At 38.6% G+C, this 20,361-nt stretch carries 21 protein-coding genes; 3 read left to right on the top strand and 18 right to left on the bottom strand.

Annotation, left to right across the window (positions count from 1 at the left end; translation table 11 throughout):
• Positions 1 to 15: 15 nt before the first annotated feature.
• The 7 genes from ACIFPW_RS18055 to ACIFPW_RS18025 form a co-directional block, all read right to left on the bottom strand.
• Positions 16 to 765, bottom strand: coding sequence for an AAA family ATPase (locus ACIFPW_RS18055; protein ID WP_430246362.1), 750 nt, complete (start codon positions 763 to 765; stop codon positions 16 to 18).
• 340 nt (positions 766 to 1,105) lie between these two features.
• Positions 1,106 to 2,038, bottom strand: coding sequence for an alpha/beta hydrolase (locus tag ACIFPW_RS18050; RefSeq protein WP_430246360.1), 933 nt, complete (start codon positions 2,036 to 2,038; stop codon positions 1,106 to 1,108).
• Between the two features lie 74 nt (positions 2,039 to 2,112).
• Positions 2,113 to 2,670, bottom strand: a complete 558-nt coding sequence (locus tag ACIFPW_RS18045; RefSeq protein WP_430246358.1) for a GNAT family N-acetyltransferase — start codon at positions 2,668 to 2,670, stop codon at positions 2,113 to 2,115.
• A gap of 247 nt (positions 2,671 to 2,917) precedes the next feature.
• Positions 2,918 to 3,754, bottom strand: a complete 837-nt coding sequence (locus ACIFPW_RS18040; protein WP_430246356.1) for a phytoene/squalene synthase family protein — start codon at positions 3,752 to 3,754, stop codon at positions 2,918 to 2,920.
• Between the two features lie 7 nt (positions 3,755 to 3,761).
• Positions 3,762 to 5,198: a phytoene desaturase family protein gene (locus ACIFPW_RS18035; RefSeq protein ID WP_430246354.1), complete on the bottom strand. Its 1,437-nt coding sequence runs from the start codon at positions 5,196 to 5,198 to the stop codon at positions 3,762 to 3,764.
• Entirely contained in the window at positions 5,195 to 6,697 is a 1,503-nt protein-coding gene (locus tag ACIFPW_RS18030; RefSeq protein WP_430246352.1) for a phytoene desaturase family protein, read from the bottom strand. Before ACIFPW_RS18030 ends, ACIFPW_RS18035 begins: the two co-directional genes overlap by 4 nt.
• A 118-nt stretch (positions 6,698 to 6,815) precedes the next feature.
• Positions 6,816 to 7,316: a metallophosphoesterase family protein gene (locus tag ACIFPW_RS18025; RefSeq protein ID WP_430246350.1), complete on the bottom strand. Its 501-nt coding sequence runs from the start codon at positions 7,314 to 7,316 to the stop codon at positions 6,816 to 6,818.
• 52 nt (positions 7,317 to 7,368) lie between these two features.
• On the opposite strand from ACIFPW_RS18025, the gene ACIFPW_RS18020 reads away from it, so the two are divergent.
• A complete protein-coding gene (locus ACIFPW_RS18020) occupies positions 7,369 to 7,854 on the top strand; it encodes a L,D-transpeptidase family protein (protein ID WP_430246580.1) in 486 nt (161 codons plus the stop codon).
• A gap of 65 nt (positions 7,855 to 7,919) precedes the next feature.
• Here the strand turns inward: ACIFPW_RS18020 and ACIFPW_RS18015 are convergent, their stop codons facing one another.
• The 7 genes from ACIFPW_RS18015 to ACIFPW_RS17985 form a co-directional block, all read right to left on the bottom strand.
• Positions 7,920 to 8,708: a serine hydrolase gene (locus ACIFPW_RS18015; RefSeq protein WP_430246348.1), complete on the bottom strand. Its 789-nt coding sequence runs from the start codon at positions 8,706 to 8,708 to the stop codon at positions 7,920 to 7,922.
• Positions 8,708 to 9,490 (bottom strand): NlpC/P60 family protein, encoded by a 783-nt coding sequence (locus ACIFPW_RS18010; protein ID WP_430246346.1) that lies wholly within the window; start codon positions 9,488 to 9,490, stop codon positions 8,708 to 8,710. The genes ACIFPW_RS18015 and ACIFPW_RS18010 overlap by 1 nt, the downstream gene beginning before the upstream one ends.
• Before the next feature lie 113 nt (positions 9,491 to 9,603).
• Entirely contained in the window at positions 9,604 to 10,704 is a 1,101-nt protein-coding gene (locus ACIFPW_RS18005; protein ID WP_430246344.1) for a dipeptide epimerase, read from the bottom strand.
• Positions 10,705 to 10,900: 196 nt separating this feature from the next.
• The gene (locus ACIFPW_RS18000; protein WP_430246342.1) at positions 10,901 to 12,532 is read right to left on the bottom strand and encodes a peptide ABC transporter substrate-binding protein; all 1,632 of its coding nucleotides are present in this window, start codon (positions 12,530 to 12,532) and stop codon (positions 10,901 to 10,903) included.
• A gap of 51 nt (positions 12,533 to 12,583) precedes the next feature.
• A complete protein-coding gene (locus tag ACIFPW_RS17995) occupies positions 12,584 to 13,528 on the bottom strand; it encodes an ABC transporter permease (RefSeq protein WP_430246340.1) in 945 nt (314 codons plus the stop codon).
• A 1-nt stretch (position 13,529) separates the two neighbouring features.
• The gene (locus ACIFPW_RS17990) at positions 13,530 to 14,459 is read right to left on the bottom strand and encodes an ABC transporter permease (RefSeq protein WP_430246338.1); all 930 of its coding nucleotides are present in this window, start codon (positions 14,457 to 14,459) and stop codon (positions 13,530 to 13,532) included.
• 15 nt (positions 14,460 to 14,474) lie between these two features.
• The gene (locus tag ACIFPW_RS17985) at positions 14,475 to 15,296 is read right to left on the bottom strand and encodes a M55 family metallopeptidase (protein WP_430246335.1); all 822 of its coding nucleotides are present in this window, start codon (positions 15,294 to 15,296) and stop codon (positions 14,475 to 14,477) included.
• Between the two features lie 511 nt (positions 15,297 to 15,807).
• Here ACIFPW_RS17985 and arr point away from each other — a divergent pair.
• Positions 15,808 to 16,224 (top strand): NAD(+)--rifampin ADP-ribosyltransferase, encoded by a 417-nt coding sequence (gene arr, locus ACIFPW_RS17980; protein WP_430246333.1) that lies wholly within the window; start codon positions 15,808 to 15,810, stop codon positions 16,222 to 16,224.
• A 153-nt stretch (positions 16,225 to 16,377) separates the two neighbouring features.
• Here arr and ACIFPW_RS17975 read toward each other — a convergent pair whose 3' ends face one another.
• From ACIFPW_RS17975 to ACIFPW_RS17965, 3 genes are all read right to left on the bottom strand, one after another.
• Positions 16,378 to 16,695: a hypothetical protein gene (locus tag ACIFPW_RS17975; protein WP_430246331.1), complete on the bottom strand. Its 318-nt coding sequence runs from the start codon at positions 16,693 to 16,695 to the stop codon at positions 16,378 to 16,380.
• Between the two features lie 1,100 nt (positions 16,696 to 17,795).
• Positions 17,796 to 18,248 carry a VOC family protein gene (locus ACIFPW_RS17970; RefSeq protein ID WP_430246329.1) on the bottom strand — a complete coding sequence of 151 codons (453 nt, stop codon included), beginning with the start codon at positions 18,246 to 18,248 and terminating at the stop codon, positions 17,796 to 17,798.
• Between the two features lie 202 nt (positions 18,249 to 18,450).
• On the bottom strand, positions 18,451 to 19,326 hold the full coding sequence (locus ACIFPW_RS17965) for a LysR family transcriptional regulator (RefSeq protein ID WP_430246327.1): 876 nt from the start codon (positions 19,324 to 19,326) through the stop codon (positions 18,451 to 18,453).
• A 132-nt stretch (positions 19,327 to 19,458) separates the two neighbouring features.
• On the opposite strand from ACIFPW_RS17965, the gene ACIFPW_RS17960 reads away from it, so the two are divergent.
• On the top strand, positions 19,459 to 20,040 hold the full coding sequence (locus tag ACIFPW_RS17960; RefSeq protein WP_430246325.1) for a LysE family translocator: 582 nt from the start codon (positions 19,459 to 19,461) through the stop codon (positions 20,038 to 20,040).
• 188 nt (positions 20,041 to 20,228) lie between these two features.
• Here the strand turns inward: ACIFPW_RS17960 and ACIFPW_RS17955 are convergent, their stop codons facing one another.
• On the bottom strand, positions 20,229 to 20,360 hold the full coding sequence (locus ACIFPW_RS17955; RefSeq protein WP_430246579.1) for a DUF3658 domain-containing protein: 132 nt from the start codon (positions 20,358 to 20,360) through the stop codon (positions 20,229 to 20,231).
• Between the last annotated feature and the right edge of the window lies 1 nt (position 20,361).

The following is a 20,361-nucleotide window of genomic DNA, read 5'->3' as shown; positions in this document are numbered from 1 at the left end:
GAACACCTTTTACCCTTAATTCTTCAACAAATGATGCAACAGGCGATCTTTATCTTCAAAAAATTGTTTCATCGTCACAAAATGATCAGTTTCTTCTAACGTTACGTCACTCATGCTATCGGCGTTAAGCTGTAGGATTCTTGCCTCAGGGTATGCCATTAAAATTGGTGAGTGTGTCGATATAATTAGTTGAGAACCTTCTTGAACAAGCTCATGTATTCTCGTTAACATCGATAGCTGCCTAATCGGTGAGAGCGCCGCTTCGGGTTCATCTAAAATGTACAACCCTCTTCCTTGAAATCGGTACATAAATGTAGCAAAAAAAGACTCTCCGTGCGATTGTTGATGAAGTGATTTCCCTCCAAAAGAATCAATAATTTTCGGACCAAATCCCTCTTGATCTAATGCTTCAATATTCGTAGCTAAATTGTAATACGTCTCGGCTCGAAAGAAAAAAGAATCATCTGGTCTATGAACTCCTCTTGTTAATTTCAAATACTGATGCAAATTTGAGTGAGAATCATAGCTAGAAAAATTGAAATTCTTCGTGCCACCTTCAGGATTCATACCTAGTGTCCCAGCTATCCCTTCTAGCAGCGTTGATTTCCCCATTCCATTCTCACCAACAATATACGTAACATTTGGGTGAAAGATAAGTTCATCCTGTAGACTTTGTACAGCAGGTAGTGAGAACGGAAATTCATTGGCTTCAGTTTTTTCTAAACGGACACTTCTGATATATTGTGTCTCTTTCGTTAGTTTCACTTGACTCCCCCTTATGTCATAACACTTAAGAAACCCTTTATGCACATTCTGGAAAAGGTTTGAGGAATCTTCTATTGAATAAAGTATGATCCCACTACATCGATCAAGACTATGACGGCGGCTGACCTTCATGTTTTTCAAAGCAAGTAAAGCAGTATAGCTGACCATTCCAACTAACTCCATCGAGAAAACCATTCAAGCAATAAACTAATTTCTGACAGTTTGTACACTCACCAATTTGTTCTCTCATGCGATCATCCTTCCAGAGGATTGAACTTTTGTGATCAAAAAGAATTCGGACTTAGAATAAATGAAACTTGGCTCTATCTAAGGTCTTTCCCTAATCCCTTTTATTAATAAATTGCAGAGCTCGGTGAAGCCATTCATTGAACTCCTCCGGGTATTCATGATCCAGACCTTGAATAATTTTCAGTTCATGTGCAACCTCTTGAGCTTCCAACAACTCGGATAAGGCTTTAGACCCCTCAAGACAGTCATCATCTTCCTCACCACATATGATATAAGCCTTTATATTTGAATTCTTTAAAGAATCGATAGTATCTCGCCATTCATCAATATTAGGAATCCATGGTGCTACGAAAATAAAACCATCCACACGTATACGCTGCTCGAGAATCGCTCTAAGTGCTACGTGACATCCTGCTGAAAAACCTCCAATAATCAAGTTTTCTCTAGAGGAAAGGGAATTCACATGGTCCTGTATTTCTTGTACCCCTAAAGCAGCGTCTTCCCATTCATAAGCATCTGAAAACTGGATTTGAGATGATTGAGGAAAGGCGAGTTTATACTTTTTCGTTGCTGTTCGGTTCCAAGCTACAGCGGTCATTTCAGCATTCTCTTGATCTCCATGAACAGCCATAAGAACGGGACGTTCTTGTTCACCCTCGTTATTTAAAACCGTTAACGCTGGCTTTGCTTGTTCCATCGCCTTTTCTTCTCTTTGTTTACAAAGCTGAACCAATTCTTGAAACTTTTCAAACTCACGGAGGGAATCCAAGTCTTCATCCGCTTGTAAATACTCATACGCATACCAGTATCCCTTATCAATAATGGCTTCCTCCATGATCCCAAGGGCTTCTTTTTTTAGGTCAGATGCAGCTGCAAGAGCATATTGAAAATTGTAGAGCTGCGCTTGATTGCCTTCCACATTCTTCGCATGCTCTTTCATAAATTGATAAGCTTTTAAACTACCACTTTCTTCATAAATTGTGATCGTTTCATTCAATAAACGTGTATAAGATCGTTTTTTCATAATTTCCCCCAAATGATTAATAGCAAGCTACCTCTATCATGCCATAAGTCCTTCAAAAACAAAACGCCTTACAATTAAAACCGAAGTTGCTCCCATTCACTTCGAAGCATCCCCATTTTGATGGCATCGTAGTAAACACCTTCTACTATTCTTGCATCTCTTATTCTAGCTTCTTCTTTCATTCCAACCTTCCCTGCCACCTTGATCATCCGTTCATTCCCAGACCAGGTAGACATGCCAAGTCGATGAAGCTTTGTTGATCGAAATAGAAAATGGATCCATTCTCTATAAGCTTCAGAACCGTATCCTCCATTCCAGTAAGATGGATCATAAATAACAATTCCGGTTTCAAGCCAGTTAGTGAACTTATCAACCCAGTATGATCCCACTGTACCTATCACTTTATTGTCTGCTTCAATAACTAACGTATCTGGAACTCCGAGACTAATTTCACGCTGTTGCTCCCACTCTTTCTTGTACTCTACTTTGGATATCTTCTTCTCAATGATGTATGGGCCGTTCCATTTTTTTGCTTCTTGCTTCTCCTCTTCATATTTCCAATAGTATAAAGTACTAATATCCTCCAATGTTGCCTCTCTTAATGTTACTTTCTTCTTCTCAATATAAATCAACAGGCTTTCCTACCTTTCTTTGTCGATAACATAGCTCTTTCTAGAATAGCTTTCTTGATTACTTGCGTCACCCTTTTTGAAAAAAATTAGAGATCATTACCCCTAATGATGCATAGAACATTCATTACCTCCTAATCATTTCAAATTCTCTCAAATGTTACAACTCCTTTTCGCTTAGATTCCTTAATCTTAAAGACATTAAGGATATAACAAAAAGCTCTCCTCCAATTGGAAGAGAGCTTTTTTGTTAATTTCCGGCAATCGCCGATAAAAGCGCTTCTTTTTCTTTTTCCGATACAAATGCTCGCTGGTGAAAGACATTATACTCTTTTTTACGAATGGACTGCAAAATGGCTTTGTAAAAAACCGCTGAGCTTTTCACTGGAAGGCGAGCATCTAGAGGATAATGATGCATAGCTGAGAAAGCTGTTTCGTAATGCATTTCAGCTCGAACAGCAAGCTTTTCCCAAACTTTGATAAATGCCTCATTCATTCTTCGACTTCTTAAATCTTCAACACCATAACCTAATGCTTCCATCTCTGCAATTGGCAAATAAATTCGGTCTCGGTCTAGATCTTCAGAGATATCTCTTAAAATGTTCGTGATTTGCATGCCAAGACCTAACGCTATGGCACTCTCTCGAAGTTCGTCTACCTTTTTTGGAGCAAGAATTGGAAGAAGCATAAGGCCAACGGTGCTTGCCACATGATAAGAATAATGTTCAAGTTCCTCAAGCGTATAATACTTCGTTTTATATAAGTCCATTTCTTGCCCAGCAATCATATCGTGAAAAGCTTTCGTATCCATGGAGAAATTACGAAAAACATCTTCAAGAGCTAGCCACATAGGATCAGTTTTTGGTATTTCACCTTTTAGAAAAGAGGCAAATTCAGAACGAAAGACCTTTAATTCTGCTTCAGGATCTGTGCCTTCATCAATGATGTCATCAACCTGCCTGCAAAAACCATAAACAGCCCAGACTGCTTTCTTCTTTGAAGAAGGCAATAAAGAAAACGCTTTGTAAAACGTTTTGGAATGATGTTTAATAATGGCTTCACAGTGAGCATAGGCTTGTTCGAGCATCTCTCGTTCACACCCTTTCAATTTCTTTTACAAGAAGATCCGCCCCCTGCATAACGATTGGGATGCCACCTCCAGGATGGATCGATGCTCCCACCGCATAAAGGTTTTCAAATTTAAAAGGTTTCACTTGTGGTCTAAAAGCGCCTGATTGTGTAAGCGTTGGGGCGATACCGAAGCTCCCCCCTTTATATAAGCCTTCCACTTCTGCATCAGCAGGTGTGCGAATTTCTAACCACTCTATAGATTCTTTTAAACCTGGAAAACCTCTTGTTTCAAGAAGTTCAATCATTTTTGATGCAACGTTTTCCTTTTCATCCCATTCGACTGCTTCACCTGATGGTACGGGGATCAGCACGTATAGCACGCCTTTACCAGGAGGTGCTAGCGTTTCATCAATGAGAGAAGGATGGAACGTGTAAATAGCCGGTTGGTCTGTCAATTTACCACCTTGAAAAACGTCCTTCATATGGGATGTAAAGTCATTTGTCATAAAAAATTGATGAACATCAGCATTATCATATACACGATCAAGCCCCATATAGAGGAGTAGACAACCTGAGGAGGCTTTGTATTTCTTCCGAGGAACTTTCTCTTTTTTTATCAGATTCTTGATCATAGGGAAATCTCCATTGTACACTACTTTATCATAATAATGTTCTCCACTTGTAGTACGAATTCCTCTACATGTCTTCCCATCAATGAGTAATTCTTCCACGTTAGATTCTAAATGAACCGTTACGTTTTGAAGACGAAGATGTTTTTCTAATACAGTAATCAAGCTTGCATAGCCACCTTTTAAATACCAGATGCCATGTTCATATTCGCTAAAAGGAACTAAAGAATAAAGTGCTGGTGAAGCAGATGGATTTCCACCAATATAAAGCGTTTGTAGGGCAAAGGCGTCTTGCAACCGTTCATCATTAAAATAATTAGATACTTGAGATTGAACAGACTGGTAAGCTTTAAGCTCGAGTAAAAGCTTCATATTACTTGGAGTAAAGAAATCTTTTCTATTAATAAAAGACTGTTCGAGAAAAGCCGCCTTTCCTTTCTTAAATCGAACGCGCATATCTTCAAGATAAGAAAGAAAATGTTGCTCTTCTCCAGGAAACATTCGAGTGATCTCTTCCAGCTGCTTCTCGATATCACTTGTTTTCGTAAAAGTAGAACCGTCTGGATAAATCATGCGATATAGTGGATCACACCTTACCATCTCAACTTCCTCACGAGGAACTCCCGCTTTATCCAAAAACTCATAGATCATCTCTGGAAGAAGCACGATCGTAGGGCCTTTGTCGATCTTGAACCCATCTCGTTCAACAAATGAAAGTCTACCTCCAAGCGTAGGCGCTTTTTCATGCAGCTCAACGTTGTAGCCTTTTTGTGAAAGGAGTAGCGCGGAAAGCATGCCACCTATGCCTCCACCTACTATACCAATCGTCATTTCGCACTCTCCAAAAGCGCTGCTTGTTCATGAAGCATTCTGCTCGTGATGCGTGCAGATTCCATAATTGTTGGAAGTCCACTCCCCGGGTGAGTTCCTCCACCAACAAGCCAGCAATGATTTAATTCTTTAAATTGGTTAGGTGGACGGAAGTACATCATTTGAGGAAGATTATGAGCTAAATTAAATGTGGCTCCTTTATAAACATTTAAATCCATCTCCCAATCCGTTGGCGTGTACATTTCCTCAACTTCGATATGCTTTTCAATATCCTTAAATTCCGTTCTTTGTTCAAGCTGATCAAGAACTAATCTTCTAAATTCATCCTTACGTTCTTCCCAATCAACTAAACTAAAGTTATTCGGTACTGGAGCAAGGATATAAATGGAAGATTTACCTTCTGGAGCAAGAGTATCGTCAGTAACGGAAGCATTTTGTACATAAATGGAAGGATCTTCTGATAGAATTTTCTTCTTAGTAAGCTCTTCTACGTTCTTTTTATAATCAGAGGAGAAGATAATAGAGTGATGCGGTAAGTCGTACTTTTTATCTACACCAAGGTATAGCATAAAGGCTGAGCAAGAATATTTTTTCTGTTCCATTTTTTTAGGTGTATATTTTTTTACAGAACCAGATGGAATGAGATGATTTACAGCATGTGCGAAGTCAGCATTTATAATGACTTCATCGGCATAATCCGTCGTACCATCTTCAAGTTCCACACCTTTCACTGTCTTCCCATCAAGTAAGAGCTGCTTCACACCTTTATTCGTATGAACTTCGCCGCCCTCTTCCTTAATAACCCTGGCCATAGCTTCTGGAATTTGACTCAATCCGCCAATCGGATGAAAAATGCCGTAAGCATGTTCCATATAAGAAAGAATCGTAAAAGCACCTGGACACTCCCACGGTGACATTCCAAGGTATTTTGCCTGGAAAGTAAAGGATAGCCTTAAACGCTCATCATCGAAATAATGGGAAAGTCGCTTGTAAACACTATCTGTCACCGTCAATTTAGGTAAAGCCTTCACAAACCGCCATCTACCATAATCAAGAAGTGAATCATGCTTATTTTGAAGAATAGGCATGAGCGCTTCGAATTTTTCTTTCTCTTCTTTCATAAAACGTCTATACCCTTCACCGTCTCCAGGAAATGTCTCTTCGATTCTTCTAACCATTTCATCCTGGTCACGCGTTGGATAAAAGGAAACATCATCGAATTTCAATTCGTACATTGGATCGATTTCAATTAAGTCGATATAGTCATGGACATTACGTCCAGATTCCTCGAACATTTCTTCGAGAATATGCGGCATATTAAGGAAGGTTGGTCCTCTGTCAAAGCGGTAGCCACTTTGCTCAAATCCAGAAGTTCGCCCCCCCACATAGGATTGTTTCTCATAAACTGTAACCGAATGTCCTTTGCTCGCTAGAAGCATAGCAGCTGTAAGCCCTCCCGGACCTGCACCGATTACGATGACTCGTTTTGTTGTTGGCATCATTTTTCCCCTTCCATCCGCATATGAAACTTCGCACATATATTATACAAACATTATACATATTAACGCTATTTTGTTCAACAATTTATGCACAAAACCATCTAATTAACGTATTGCCCTATTTTTCATTAAAGAAAACATGTTCAATGTGGAGAGGTTTATTTCGTTCAATAGTAAGTTTTCCGAATGAATATCGAGCTTGTCTCCGCTTATCAGTAGGTGATCCAGGGTTAAAAATGACCTTCCCATCATATTCTTTATGAAGAGGTATATGGGAGTGACCAAAGAGAATTAATTCGACATCATCATCTTGAAATTGAGAAACGGCTCTTTGTTCTGTTGTTTTACCTTTACCGTGACCATGCGTAATGCCGATTCGATGAGATTCTAAATTCAATATGAGTTTTTCATTAAACTTATTATTAAAAAAAGCTTCGTCGACGTTTCCATAAACTCCTTTAATAGGCGCAAATGACTTTAATTCTTCGTAAACTGCCTGTGTTTGCCAATCACCTACATGAATAATGAGTTCTGCATGGTACAGCTCATTTTTTAGTGCTTTGGGAAGCTCTTTCGCCATCCGTGGCATATGTGTATCTGAAACGATAACGACGTTCATTAGTATTCATTCCTTTCATTTAATAGCGCTAGGGGGGCTACTTTTGCAGCATATGGTGAAGTCAGGTGAAACATTATCTTCTATTAGTGGGGATTACCGAGTTCCAGTCACTGAAATCATAAGGGCAAATTCCATACAAAACCCTAATCTTATCTATCCAGGCCAGCTTATCCAAATCCCTGGATACCCTGACCCTGCAACACTTCCATATACCATTTATGTATCTCTTACACAGCGAACGCTTACACTTCAAAAAAATGGATCTACTGTAAAGGTATACCCTGTTGGTGTGGGGCGTATGCTTCACGATACGCCAACTGGACAATTTATTATCATTAACAAAGCTCCAAACCCCGGCGGACCATTCGGTACGATGTGGATGAGTATTTCTAAAATACATTATGGTATACACGGGACAAATGATCCTTCCTCTATTGGGAAATATGTATCGAAAGGATGCATACGAATGTATAACCGAGATGTCGAAGAACTTGCAAATACGATTCCAATTGGAACGGCCGTTTCAATTGGTCCTTAATTTGGATTATTGCAAAACAAAAACGCCGTCTACAAACGGCGCTTTTGTTCATTTCATTCATCGTTTCAGTCTTCTTTATAAAAGTCATAAAGTAACCGACCCGCATTCGCAATAGCATCTCTTCCGTACCGGTTTTCTAGCAATCCAGCTGTTAAAAAAGCATAGATAACCGGACCTCTTGATGTAAATAAAATACCCGCGTCATGCTCCACTCCTGCAAGTTCACCAGTTTTATGAGCAAGCGTGTTTTTCTTTAGGGTAGAAATCTTACTTGTAAACTTATCCTTAAATTGCTGCTGAAGCAAAACGTCTATCGCCCATTTCATAGATGAGTTTGATAGAAGGTGTTGTTCAACTAGTTGATTTAATAGTAAATAAGTATCTTTTCCACTCATCATATTATCTTTTCCAGCTTTGACGGCTTCTCGGTCCATCATTTTCCTCATTAGCTTTGAATGAAAGGCCCCCGCTCCTTTCATAGTATGATTAATATTCGCTATGCCGACTAAATCAATTAACTGATTTGTAGCTGTATTATCAGAAGAAATAATCATCAGATGAATCAGATCAGTCAGTCTCCATTCGAGTTCTTTACCTAGATGGTAGATCACACCAGCGCCTTCGACTCGATTGACATCTTCAATCTCTACTACTTGATCTAATGTGAGCGCACTTCTATCCACTTGTCTTAAAGCTTCCAGCATAATAGCAATTTTAATAATACTAGCTGATGATACAGGCTGATCTTCATGATGAGTTAATTCTCCATCAGGCGTTGATACACACACGGATTGGTTTCCTTCAAGACCCTGGAAACATGCTATAATTTTCTCTTTTACTTGTTCAAACTGCATTAATTCGTCTCCCAGTAGCGGCAAACGCCACAAAGTTCTTCCTCATAGAGCGTACCTTTAAGAGGGGTAATTTCTATAAAGCGTCCAGTGCTAGGAGAATGAATCATTTTTCCTCCACCGTAATATATGCCTACATGATGCACAGATCCCTTTCCGTGCTCATAAGCAAAAAAGAGAAGATCACCTCTTTGCCAGTCACCTTCTTCTACTAGCGTTCCACTCTTTAACTGATCATGGGCATCTCGCGGAATCGTACAGCCAATAGTTCTAGCCATATTGTAACTAAATCCAGAGCAGTCATATCCATAAGATGACATACCTCCCCATAAATAGAGGAGACCAATAAATTGTTCAGCTTCGCGAACAAGGTCTAAGCCTGTTCCAAATGGGCCATTTGTTGGACGAGGCGTAACGTCTTCTTTGTTCAAAATCACCTCTCCATGTGGAGTCCAGACAAGGTAAGTTCGTTCACGCTCTTCTAAAACAGGAAGGATCGTTTGATAACTTAATCGCATTTCACTTTTTCCATTTTGAGTTGTAAATTGAACACCATGCTTATTTGTAGCTACAACTTCAGTAAATACTCCTGGTACATTTTCAGAAAGTTGGATCGTTGGAATCCATCCAGGATAGCCTCTTTCATCTTTTGAAGAGGGTTGTGAAGGGACGAGTACATAAGACCAATTTCCTCGCTGATCTAAAACTAAGACCTCTTCCCCGTACAAAACTTGGGATTGAACGTGGTTATTATCGCACAGTTCCAATCTATTCGAATAAGACAATGGTTCCAACCATTCTGTTAATTTCACTGGATTGGTTAGAGCATTATGATCAATTGTCCTTGCCTTCTCCGGAGTTGTCCATAAAGTTGCTACGGCTACCGCAATTGTTTTTTTTAGTCCATTCCAACTGTAATCCCACCCTTTTCTACATAGTGAATTCCTAAACCATAATCTTTAGTAAACGTCATCATATTTTTAGTATATTGAACCCCGCCATTCACAAGATCGTAATCAAGCATCAATGGCGCATCGAAATCAAACCTCGTTATATTTCGTTGGCTAGCGGCAAGGTGTGCGGCGGCAGTTATACCGACTCGTGATTCAATCATACTTCCTACCATACACTCCATTCCAGCACTCTCCGCTAACGCGTTAATCTTTAATGCTTGATGGATACCGCCAGACTTCATTAATTTAATATTAATAAGGTCACTTGCTCGGGTGATGATTACTTTAAGTGCGTCCTCAGGTGAAAACACGCTTTCATCTGCCATAATTGGGGTGTAGACAGCATCAGTCACTTTTCTTAGACCTTCAATATCTTTCGCATGAACAGGCTGTTCAACTAATTCGATGTTAAGACCTTCATCCTCCATTTTTCGAATGGCATAAATTGCTTCCTTAGCTGTCCACCCCTGATTGGCGTCAAGACGAATAACGGCATCGTTTTGAACGCGCTTTCTAATTTCTTTGATTCGACTTAAGTCGTTTTGAATGGTGTCTTTGCCTACCTTTACTTTCAAAATTGAAAACCCATCTTTTATGTATTGAACAGCGTCAGTTGCCATCTCTACAGGTTCGTTTACACTAACGGTGTAGTCTGTTTCCAGGGCATTCCGATATCCTCCAAGAAATTGATAAAGAGGGAGTTGACTTCGCTTAGCCAATAGATCATAAATAGCCATATCAACTGCTGCCTTTGCGCTCGTATTTCCAATCATTGATTTCTGTAGAGTGTACATGACGGATTCATATTCCGTTAAATCCATTCCAACCAATTTCGGCTTCACGACATGTTGAATGGCCGAATCAATACTAGCAAGACTTTCACCAGTAATGACGACTGTTGGAGGTGCTTCTCCATAACCGACGTATTTCCCAGCTGTTATTTTTACAATGATCGCTTCGGCATTTGTCACTGTACGAAGCGCCGTTTTAAAAGGTTTCTTTAACGGAACGGATACAGAAAACGTTTCAATATTAGTAATCTTCATAGATATCTCCTTTAAAATATTCATAGTTTCATCAAATGTAATGCCTAGCTGTTACGAGATAGATAGTCTGAAGTGTGTGGCGCATAGCTCAAGCTAATTCTATCAATGATGCGTGTAAAACTATAGCCCTTTTGCCAATATCGTATAATGACAGAAAAAAAAGAGCCTGGTTTTCGTATCACCAGGCTCAACTGTATTACTGCATATCTGCCCATTTCAATTCCATGTAGCCAACAGGATGACGTACAATTCCCGTCACATCTTCGTTCTGAAGATAAACCTGATTGTAGAAATGAATCGGGAAGATTGGCATCTCTTCGAACAAGAGTGCTTCAGCATCATGCATGTATTCAAATCGTTTAGCTTCATCTATTTCTTCTTTCGCCTGTGCAATTAAGGAATCGTATTCTTCATTACTCCAGCCAGTACGATTCATGGAGTGTCCAGATTGGAAACTTTCAAGGAAGTTGATTGGATCAGCATAATCTGCAAGGAAAGAACTCCTTGAGAACTGTAAGTTTAATTGCTTTTGTTCATCTGAGAATACGTTCCATTCCTGATTAGCAAGCTCTACATCAACACCAAGAACTTCTTTGTACATTTGTTGAAGAGTTTCAGCAATCTTTTTGTGATCATCACTCGTGTTATACGTTAATGTTACGGCAGGAAGCTCATCATAACCTTCTTCTTCCATACCTTTTTCTAGTAGTTCTTTTGCTTGATCAGCATCATTGGTTACAAGATTACCGCCAACCTCTCTGAAGTCGCCGCCTGCTGCATCTTCAAACCCATACGCCACAAAGCCATTTGCTGGCTTCTCTTCATTTTTTGTAACAAATTCCACGATTTTCTGCTGATCGACTGCCATAGCAAATGCTTTTCTAATATTTTCATTTTGGAATGGCTCCATTTCAAGATTAAAGCGATAGAAGTATGTTCCTGACTGATCTTCAACCTGAGCTTGTCCATCACTGAAAAGCTCTTCACTTAAGTCAGCTGGTACATCAGAAGTATGAAGTTCACCAGTTTTGTACATTTGATATTCTGTATTCGTGTCATCAACCATAGCCCAATCTACTTTATCGAGCTTTACATTTGCAGCATCCCAATAATTCTCATTCTTACTAAATTCGAATTTTGAATCATGTTCCCATTTCGTTAGTTTAAAAGGACCATTACTTACATACGAATCAGCTTCTGTATGCCATTCCGGATTTTCTTCTACTGTTGCTTTATGAACAGGGAAGAAAGCTGGGTTTGAAATAACACTAGGGAAATAGGCTACTGGACTTTCAAGAGTTACCTCAAGTGTTGTTTCGTCCACAGCTTTTACCAACATATCTTCTTCTGATCCATCTCCAGTGTTAAATGCCTCTGCGCCTTCAATAAAATAAGCAAGAAAAGCTGCAGGTGAAGCCGTATCAGGATTCGCTAGACGCTTCCAAGCATATTCAAAATCTTCCGCTGTAACAGGCTCTCCGTTAGACCACTTGGCATCTTCACGAAGGTGGAAAGTATATGTTTTGCCATCTTCTGAAAGATCCCACTCTTTAGCAGCGGCAGGCTGTGGCTGATCTTCCTTATCTAGACGCGTCATACCTTCCATTAAATTGTTTAAAGCGTTCCACGAAACGCTATCAAAACCAATTGGTGGATCAAATGATGTTGGTTCACTTCCATTGTTTAACTTCAGTACTTTCGCTCCATCCTCTTGCTTTGCATCATCATTTCCTGAATTTGATTCTGATGAACTATTTTCCGTAGTTGTACAACCAACGATGCTAATAAGTAGCACTAGAGAAAGTAGCATTGTAATAATCTTCTTCAAAAAAATTCCCCCTTAGTATTTGTATCAGTGAAAACTCATCGAGATGAGGATTTACTTACGTAGTTTAGGATCAAGTGCATCTTGCAAACCGTCACCGAGAACATTAAAAGCAAACATCGTTAATGAAATAAAGAATGCTGGAAAAAACAGCCTCCACCAGTGCCCTGATAAAATAACCGATAATCCATCATTTGCCATTACGCCCCAACTCGCTACGGGTGCTTGTACACCTAGTCCTAAGAAACTTAAGAAGGCTTCGGCAAAGATAGCTGTAGGAACGGTTAAAGTCATTTGAACGATGATCGGCCCCATCGTATTAGGAAGGAGATTCTTTCGAATAACGCGACTTGCGCTTGCTCCAAACGTACGAGATGCGAGAACATGCTCTGCGTTCTTTAACTGAAGAACCTGTCCTCGAACAATTCGTGCCATTCCGACCCACCCTGTTACAGTTAACGCAATAATAATCGTAAAGAGCCCAGGACCCATGACGACCATCAAAAGAATAACCATTAGGAGATATGGAAGACCGTACAAAATTTCAATGATTCTCATCATGAAATTATCCGTTCTTCCACCTTTATATCCTGAAAACCCTCCATAAGCTACTCCAATAACAAAATCGATAATCGCTGCCATAAATCCAACAAACAATGAAATTCTAGCTCCATTCCACGTTCGTGTGAACATATCTCGACCAAGGTTATCTGTTCCAAACCAGTGCTCAGAAGATGGAGGTAAGTTCCCTTCGGTCAAAACCTGATGATCGTAAGAATATGGTGTTAGCAACGGACCAAATATGGCCATTAAGACAAGCAATACTAACATGATAAGACCAGCCATAGACAACTTGTTCCCAGACAACCTCATCCATGCATCTTTCCAATAAGAAATACTTGGCTTTGCAATCATCTCTGCATTATTAGAGGAATCTTTTAACGGAAGAAAGAGGTCTTCTGATAGCTCTTGTTTCGTATCTTTTCGCTCCGGTATCATGCTATTCCCCCCTCTTATGTAGCTTAATTCTCGGATCTAGTATCCCGTAAGCAATATCTACAATAAAGAGCATCATAATGAGGAAGGCACTATAAAAGACTGTTGTTCCCATAATGACAGGATAATCACGATCATTTATACCGTTGATAAAATATTTACCCATGCCAGGAATGGCAAAGATTTTTTCGATAACAAAACTCCCAGTTAATACTCCAGCAACAAGTGTTCCAAGTATAGTAATAACCGGCAGTAAAGCATTTCTCATAGCATGCTTCATAACAATTTGGAATGTTGTCATCCCTTTTGCCCGAGCAGTCATGATGTAATCTTGATTGAGAACTTCGATCATACTTGATCTAGTAAGGCGCGCTATGATGGCCATTGGCCCAGTTGCAAGCGCAATAGAAGGTAGGATCATATGCATTGGCGAGGCCCAAGTAGCCACCGGGAAAACTTCCCAGTTCACAGCTAGCTGTTGAATAAGTAAAGTCGCCATAATAAAGTTCGGTACTGAAATGCCAAAGACCGCAAAAGTCATCGCTATGTAATCAATTGCACCATTGTGACGAAGGGCAGCCATAATGCCTAGAATAATACCTGAAATAATCGCAATCAAAAGCGACGTAACCCCAAGTTCTGCCGAGACTGGAAATCCTCTACCAATCATTTCGTTAACCGACGTAGATGATTGTTTAATAGAAGGCCCAAAATCAAGTGTTGCAAGTGATTTAATGTAAATGGCATATTGAATAAAAACTGGTTCATCCAAATGGTAGTGCGCTTCAAGGTTTTGCTGCACCGCTTCACTGGTGTTTCTTTCCTGGTTAAATGGTGACCCTGGTACCGCATGCATTAAGAAGAACGTAATGGTTACGATAATCCACAATGTAATCACCATGGCGAAGAGACGATTGATAATATATTTCGCCACAGGCATCCCTACTTTCTAGCTAAATGTTGTTCTTGATGCCAATTCAGTCATCACAAGCATAGCTTGATAGACTTCAAGCATATTTTTCGCTTGATATTTAACTGTCGTTTCTTTTTCAATCTCAACACCAGGCATAAGGCTGGCCCACTCGGCATGTCCATGATTCGCAAATTCAATGCGAAATACAGGCTCGCGAGGAGGAACTAAAGGTTCGACATTGTGTCTATTAAGCATTGCCTTTTCTGTTTGTTGACGTAACACTTGCCCTGTTTTTTGTGGTGATAACAAAAGAGCGGAAGATCGAGAAATCGTTTCTTTTACAACAGCTGTTGTTATGTTTGGGATAAGCTCTTCGGCTTCTAGTGCAGCTCTGTCATCGCCTGCAACGAACAAAATCGGAACACCAAAGTATCCCGCAACGTATGCATTCATCCCTAGCTCTCCTACAACTTGATCATTTATGTAGAAATTTCTCACATTGTGGAACATGGAATGAGACATTACGCCCGGCATACCGGCGCGTGCATGATAACCGATCATCCCCATACCTTCATATGTACTGTCTAACCCCTGAACCATAGAAAAAGGCTTCACATCTCCTGAAATGAGCCTTGCTTCGGGATGAAGCTTCTCAATAAGTAAGTTGTTCATTTTTGAGTGACTATCATTTACCGTCACAGCTGAGCATCCACTTCCAAAGGCGGCTTCGATTACGTGATTGGCTTCCTGCGTCATCATTTCCTGACCACGCATATAATTCTGTTTATTCGAATCCACAAACGTCTCATCTACAAGACCGGTTACGCCTTCCATATCTACCGATAAATAAAACTTCACAAATGTTCTCCTTTCTCTCTAGATTCGTAACTTTCTGAATAATTATACCACTATTTACTTCATTTCTCAAAATATTCTAAGGAGATCGCGAAGTTTTATTTCATTCTGCAAATGCTCCTCAATGTTCGTAGAGTTCACAAAAAGGGGGATCCTAAAAATATATTTACAATATATAAAACCACACCAGTATATTGATAACCGAGTTACTTCAGATGGACAAATCGTGAAATCACATAGCTCTTCAAAGGCCAAAACATATATTAAATCATAAAAAAAGAGAGCTTAGAGGCAAAATGCCATTTCAAGCTCTGTAAATTTTGTTATTTTATTAAAGCCCCAACAACCATTGACGGTGATTGCTAATGAAAACGCAAATTATAGTTACTTGTCGTTCAACTACATTTTCTCTACTTATATTATACCGCTAATTTCCAGGTAATTATAGACTACTATTTTTATACTTGCTGCTCTATACTATTTTATACAAATCAAAAAAGAAAGGTGTATTAAAATGAATGACAAAAAAGATGTCTTAGATCATGGACCTTTCTTTCATGGTACGAAAGCAGAACTAAAAATTGGAGATCTATTAGTACCGCAACACTTATCTAATTACCAAAACAAAAAAGCGAACCATATTTATTTCACTGCTACATTAAATGCCGCTAAATGGGGGGCTGAATTAGCAATATCCACATCAAAAGAAAGAATATACATTGTAGAGCCATTAGGTGAATTTGAAAATGATCCAAACGTAACTGACAAAAAGTTTCCGGGAAACCCTACACGTTCTTATAGATCGAAATCGCCCTTAAAAATAGTAGCTGAATTAAGTTCATGGGAAAGACATTCCGATGAAGAAATAAATCATATGCTTGCATCTATAAAAAGGTTACATGAACAAGGGAAATTTGTCATATATGATTAATCTTCTAAATCTCTCAAATCATAAATTGAAAGAAAAACTAGGTATCTCAATACTAGCGATGCCTGGTTTTTAACAAAAAGTTCTATTGTGTATCTAAACTTGCAGCCTCTCTTATTGCATGCAAATAAGCTCCGAGTTTCTGGAAGGCAGTTATTATGAATAACTATCTTCCTTCTTGCTGTAAATTTCATAAGCAAAATATCCTAATAACATACCTATACCAGGTCCCCAAGTAATTGCAGAAAGAAAGGAAAAGGTGCTAAATATGCTGAGAAGTATAGCAACAGCCAAACCAAACATCATTCCGAATGGTATTAAGCTATCTAATATAGTTTGAGCACTTCTTGTTTTTTTCTTACCTAGAGTTCCTTGCTTAGACTTATGTTTCATTCTTAGAATTACAAATACTCCAATCCCACCCACTATGGCAACTGGCAGTATAATACGCGCAATTTCCAAAGATAAATCCATATTATAAACCCTACTTTCCTTCGCTTATTATGTAGATTAATTTTCAACATAGTTTATCCCGTTAAACTGTCCTCTTAATCAACTTAAACAAAAAGGAGCGTAATCCTTTATAGATTAACGCTCTTTTTTGTAGAATACTTCAAATCAAGATATTTTTCTTTAGTTTTAGCAACCGTTCGTGAAAATACCTAGTAGAAGATTACTCATATATCTATTCCAAAAAAATTAAATAGTTCTGAAATGATTTCATCACTTCCTGGTGTAAACATAAATATTGAGAACGCAATACTTATGACCCCTATCAATACCAAGGCATTTCTTTTATTCCCAAATAGCCCCTTAACAACTAAAAATATTCCTACAAATAATATTAAGAAATACCAAAACCCCATAACCTCACCCCTTAATAGAATAACGTTTCGTCAAATATTACACCAGCTTGCTAACCGATAACCACTGTGTAGCTATCCCTCCGAGATAGTTCAAGACTCGATTTCAAGATACCTACCTTATAAGAGGCCTTATCCTCCCATTATTATCGATAAATAATTTATAAAAGCAAACCACCCAAAGGAAGCTAAGTTTAATGTAAGCACCGTAATTGACAGATAAAGATGATAGCACGAATTTTGTCTAAATCGTATTAGGGAAAATATTGACCCCAGAATACTTACTACAAATATCAATCCCAATAAAACATTCATTCCATTGGACTGCCTGATTCCTAAACTAGCAAGTACATTAATTAAGTAAAGCAGGTTAACAATTATTGATATAGTTAATAATACTTTCTTCATACTACCTCCTTAAGTAAATAGTTCTAGTGATTGTTTAATGCGGTTACCTCACACAAATCCAATTATTTCAAATGGAATCCAGGGTATCAATTCTTTTTCACTAAAAGAGACTTATTTTACTGCAGATAAGTTCCGAAATTGTTTACTTAGAATTCTCTTCGAATCGAGACGTATTCTCATATAACGTTTTCACGTGAATCTGTTTCCCTACTTCTTCAAATAACTTTCACACTGCTTGTCAGTTTCAATTTTCGCTTCAGTAATTTATATTTGAGTAAAGTCTCTTTATGAGACCTCGCTTACTTATTTGTTACCGAGTTGTTCTGCCAAACCAATTAGAAGTCCTTCGATTCCACGAATGTAGCAGAGCCGATACGAGTCCTCGTATTGAACCATTTTGCCAACGAGCTGAGCGCCATACATAGTAAGTCTGGATACCATTTCGTCAATGTCTTCAACGGTGAACATTAGGCGTTGATAACCGAGTGTATTTACAGGATGAGTCCGATGATCTGATATAGTTGGTGGGGTGATAAATCGCGAAAGTTCAAGTCGGCTGTGACCATCTGGGGTAACCATCATAGCAATCTCTACGCACTGAAAACCCAATCCAGTTACCCGACCAGCCCATTCACCTTCGACAGTGGCTCGTCCTTCGAGGTTCAAGCCAATCTCCTCGAAGAATGAAATTGCGTCATCAAGAGATTCTACAACGATGCCGACATTGTCCATTCTTAGTAATTTGTTTTTTTCCATAGTTAGATCACTCCTTCTTAATTTTGATCAAAGCTATCGACTAGTAGCACCGGACTCGGGTGAATTTATATTAAGTTATAACGTTCTTGGTCTTGAAATCAAGATAATTTTACAATTAGATAAATTCTTAATTAATAATAGTGCCACGGAATGAGTCTATGGCTTCTCGAACCGACGTTATTCTTTAAGTTAATTCTCTCTGTTAATATTCTTTAGATTTTAAAACGATTTCAGCGAAGGCTTCTACGGAAGGGGACACCCACTTTTTTCTTTTTATCAACATATGAGAATAAATGGGCTCTAAATTTTCAGAATGTTGAAGTATTTTCAGTTTTCCATTCTCTACTTCTTCTTTCAAAGTCATGTAAGGCAAAACTGCAAATCCGAGTCCGCTCATTACCATTTGTTTGATAGCTTCTATGCTCCACAGCTCCATCGTTGGAAAGTGATGAATGTCATGCTTTAAGAGATATCTTTCAAACATAGTCCGATAACTACAGCCTTCTTCATTTGTTATAAAAACCTGATTTTCATTATTTTTATAGTCCTCAAAGTGATCCGGACCATCATTACTGCTTACAACAACGATCTCCTCTCTACCTAAAGAGTAATGGATGCATTTATCTATACTTATTGCTGGATAAACCATCAAAGCAATATCTACCCGTCCGCTCAACAAATCCGCTTGGTTTTGTCCACATGTACCGTTAGTTAATATAAGTCTTACGTTGGGATGTTTTAAGGAATATTCCCTAATGATAGGTCCTAATGTAGAGATGGTTAATGACTCAGGAGCTGCCACTCTTAATTCGCCTTTAACTTCTCGATCCGTTTGTATATTTTTGATTTGGTCATGCGTAGAGAGTAAATCCTCTGCTAAAGGAATTAATTCCCTGCCTAAATGAGTCAGCTGAAGTTTTCTTTTTACATAAGTAAATAGAGCCCCGCCTATTTCATTTTCAAGCGCTTGGATATGTGATGTTATCGTAGATTGGGTGTAACCTAAGTTCGAAGCTGCCCCCGTATAACTTCCGGATTCTATAATGGACTGAAATGTGATGAGCTGTCTAATTTCCATCTTCTCTCTCCTTGAAATCTAGTCTATCGAAAAAAATGATAATACTATTTTTAATTTCAATTTTATTTATAACTAATAACATCATACAATAACAGATGTCAGAATGAAAATTATTGAGTGAAGGTGAATGATATGAGTATTGTAGCTTTTCTTTCATATGTAATTATTACGTCGATTACTCCGGGACCAAGCAATCTATTAATGATGAATGAAGCACGTAGATTTGGTTTTGTAGGAGCATGGCAATTTAATAGCGGCATCATGGCAGGTTTTGCCGCACTCGGAATGATAAGCGGAGTATTTACTACGGGTCTATATAAGTGGATTCCTATTGTAGAACCATTTCTTAAAATAGCAGGTGCAGCTTATCTTCTTTATTTAGCTTGGAAAATTAGTTTTCCCGAGAACTCAAAGAAAGAGACAGGAGTCATGCAGTCTTCATTTATTTCAGGATTTATTTTTCAGGTAATTAATGTAAAGAGTATCCTGTTCTTTTTAACAGTGATGAGTGCATTTATTCTACCTTTTCATAAATCAATCCCATCAATCGCATTTTATTTGGCAATGGCCATATTATTAGGTTGGCTGGCTTTGCTTCTATGGTCAGCTTTCGGTTCTCTATTAAAAAACTTCCTTTCTAAACATGACAGGCCGTTTCGAATTATTATGGGAGGACTACTGATTTACTCTGGGGTAACGATTTTTCTCAATTAATCTTTAAATCGAGCAAACTATCATTACTTATATTTCTGAAAAATAGCTATGATAAAGCTTACATCTGATATTGGAGAAAAAAAGTGGAACCACGTCAAAAAATGTGGTTCCCCCCTTATTTAATCAATAATTGCTCCGAGTTTCTTGAAGACTCGTTATCAATATAATCTACTAAAGTTAAATACTATTTATCTGAGTTTCACACTATAATACCTCATAGCTTTTGGAATACCCTTGATTTCAAAGGCTGCATCTAATATTAAATTTCTTAACCTGTACTCAATATACTGATCACCGATACATTGATCTAGATGTCCGATG

Source organism: Pseudalkalibacillus sp. NRS-1564, from assembly GCF_050467905.1.
Classification (GTDB): Bacteria; Bacillota; Bacilli; order Bacillales; family Guptibacillaceae; genus Guptibacillus; species Guptibacillus hwajinpoensis_B.
This window is presented reverse-complemented; position numbering and strand designations above follow the sequence as displayed.

Excerpts from the sequence above, each read along its gene's own strand:
- ACIFPW_RS18050 (WP_430246360.1), bottom strand. The coding sequence starts at position 2,038 with ATGAAAAAACGATCTTATACACGTTTATTGAATGAAACGATCACAATT.
- ACIFPW_RS18040 (WP_430246356.1), bottom strand. The coding sequence starts at position 3,754 with ATGCTCGAACAAGCCTATGCTCACTGTGAAGCCATTATTAAACATCAT.
- ACIFPW_RS18035 (WP_430246354.1), bottom strand. The coding sequence starts at position 5,198 with ATGACGATTGGTATAGTAGGTGGAGGCATAGGTGGCATGCTTTCCGCG.
- ACIFPW_RS18030 (WP_430246352.1), bottom strand. The coding sequence starts at position 6,697 with ATGCCAACAACAAAACGAGTCATCGTAATCGGTGCAGGTCCGGGAGGG.
- ACIFPW_RS18025 (WP_430246350.1), bottom strand. The coding sequence starts at position 7,316 with ATGAACGTCGTTATCGTTTCAGATACACATATGCCACGGATGGCGAAA.
- ACIFPW_RS18020 (WP_430246580.1), top strand. The coding sequence starts at position 7,369 with ATGGTGAAGTCAGGTGAAACATTATCTTCTATTAGTGGGGATTACCGA.
- ACIFPW_RS18015 (WP_430246348.1), bottom strand. The coding sequence starts at position 8,708 with ATGCAGTTTGAACAAGTAAAAGAGAAAATTATAGCATGTTTCCAGGGT.
- ACIFPW_RS18005 (WP_430246344.1), bottom strand. The coding sequence starts at position 10,704 with ATGAAGATTACTAATATTGAAACGTTTTCTGTATCCGTTCCGTTAAAG.
- ACIFPW_RS17995 (WP_430246340.1), bottom strand. The coding sequence starts at position 13,528 with ATGATACCGGAGCGAAAAGATACGAAACAAGAGCTATCAGAAGACCTC.
- arr (WP_430246333.1), top strand. The coding sequence starts at position 15,808 with ATGAATGACAAAAAAGATGTCTTAGATCATGGACCTTTCTTTCATGGT.
- ACIFPW_RS17975 (WP_430246331.1), bottom strand. The coding sequence starts at position 16,695 with ATGGATTTATCTTTGGAAATTGCGCGTATTATACTGCCAGTTGCCATA.
- ACIFPW_RS17970 (WP_430246329.1), bottom strand. The coding sequence starts at position 18,248 with ATGGAAAAAAACAAATTACTAAGAATGGACAATGTCGGCATCGTTGTA.
- ACIFPW_RS17965 (WP_430246327.1), bottom strand. The coding sequence starts at position 19,326 with ATGGAAATTAGACAGCTCATCACATTTCAGTCCATTATAGAATCCGGA.
- ACIFPW_RS17960 (WP_430246325.1), top strand. The coding sequence starts at position 19,459 with ATGAGTATTGTAGCTTTTCTTTCATATGTAATTATTACGTCGATTACT.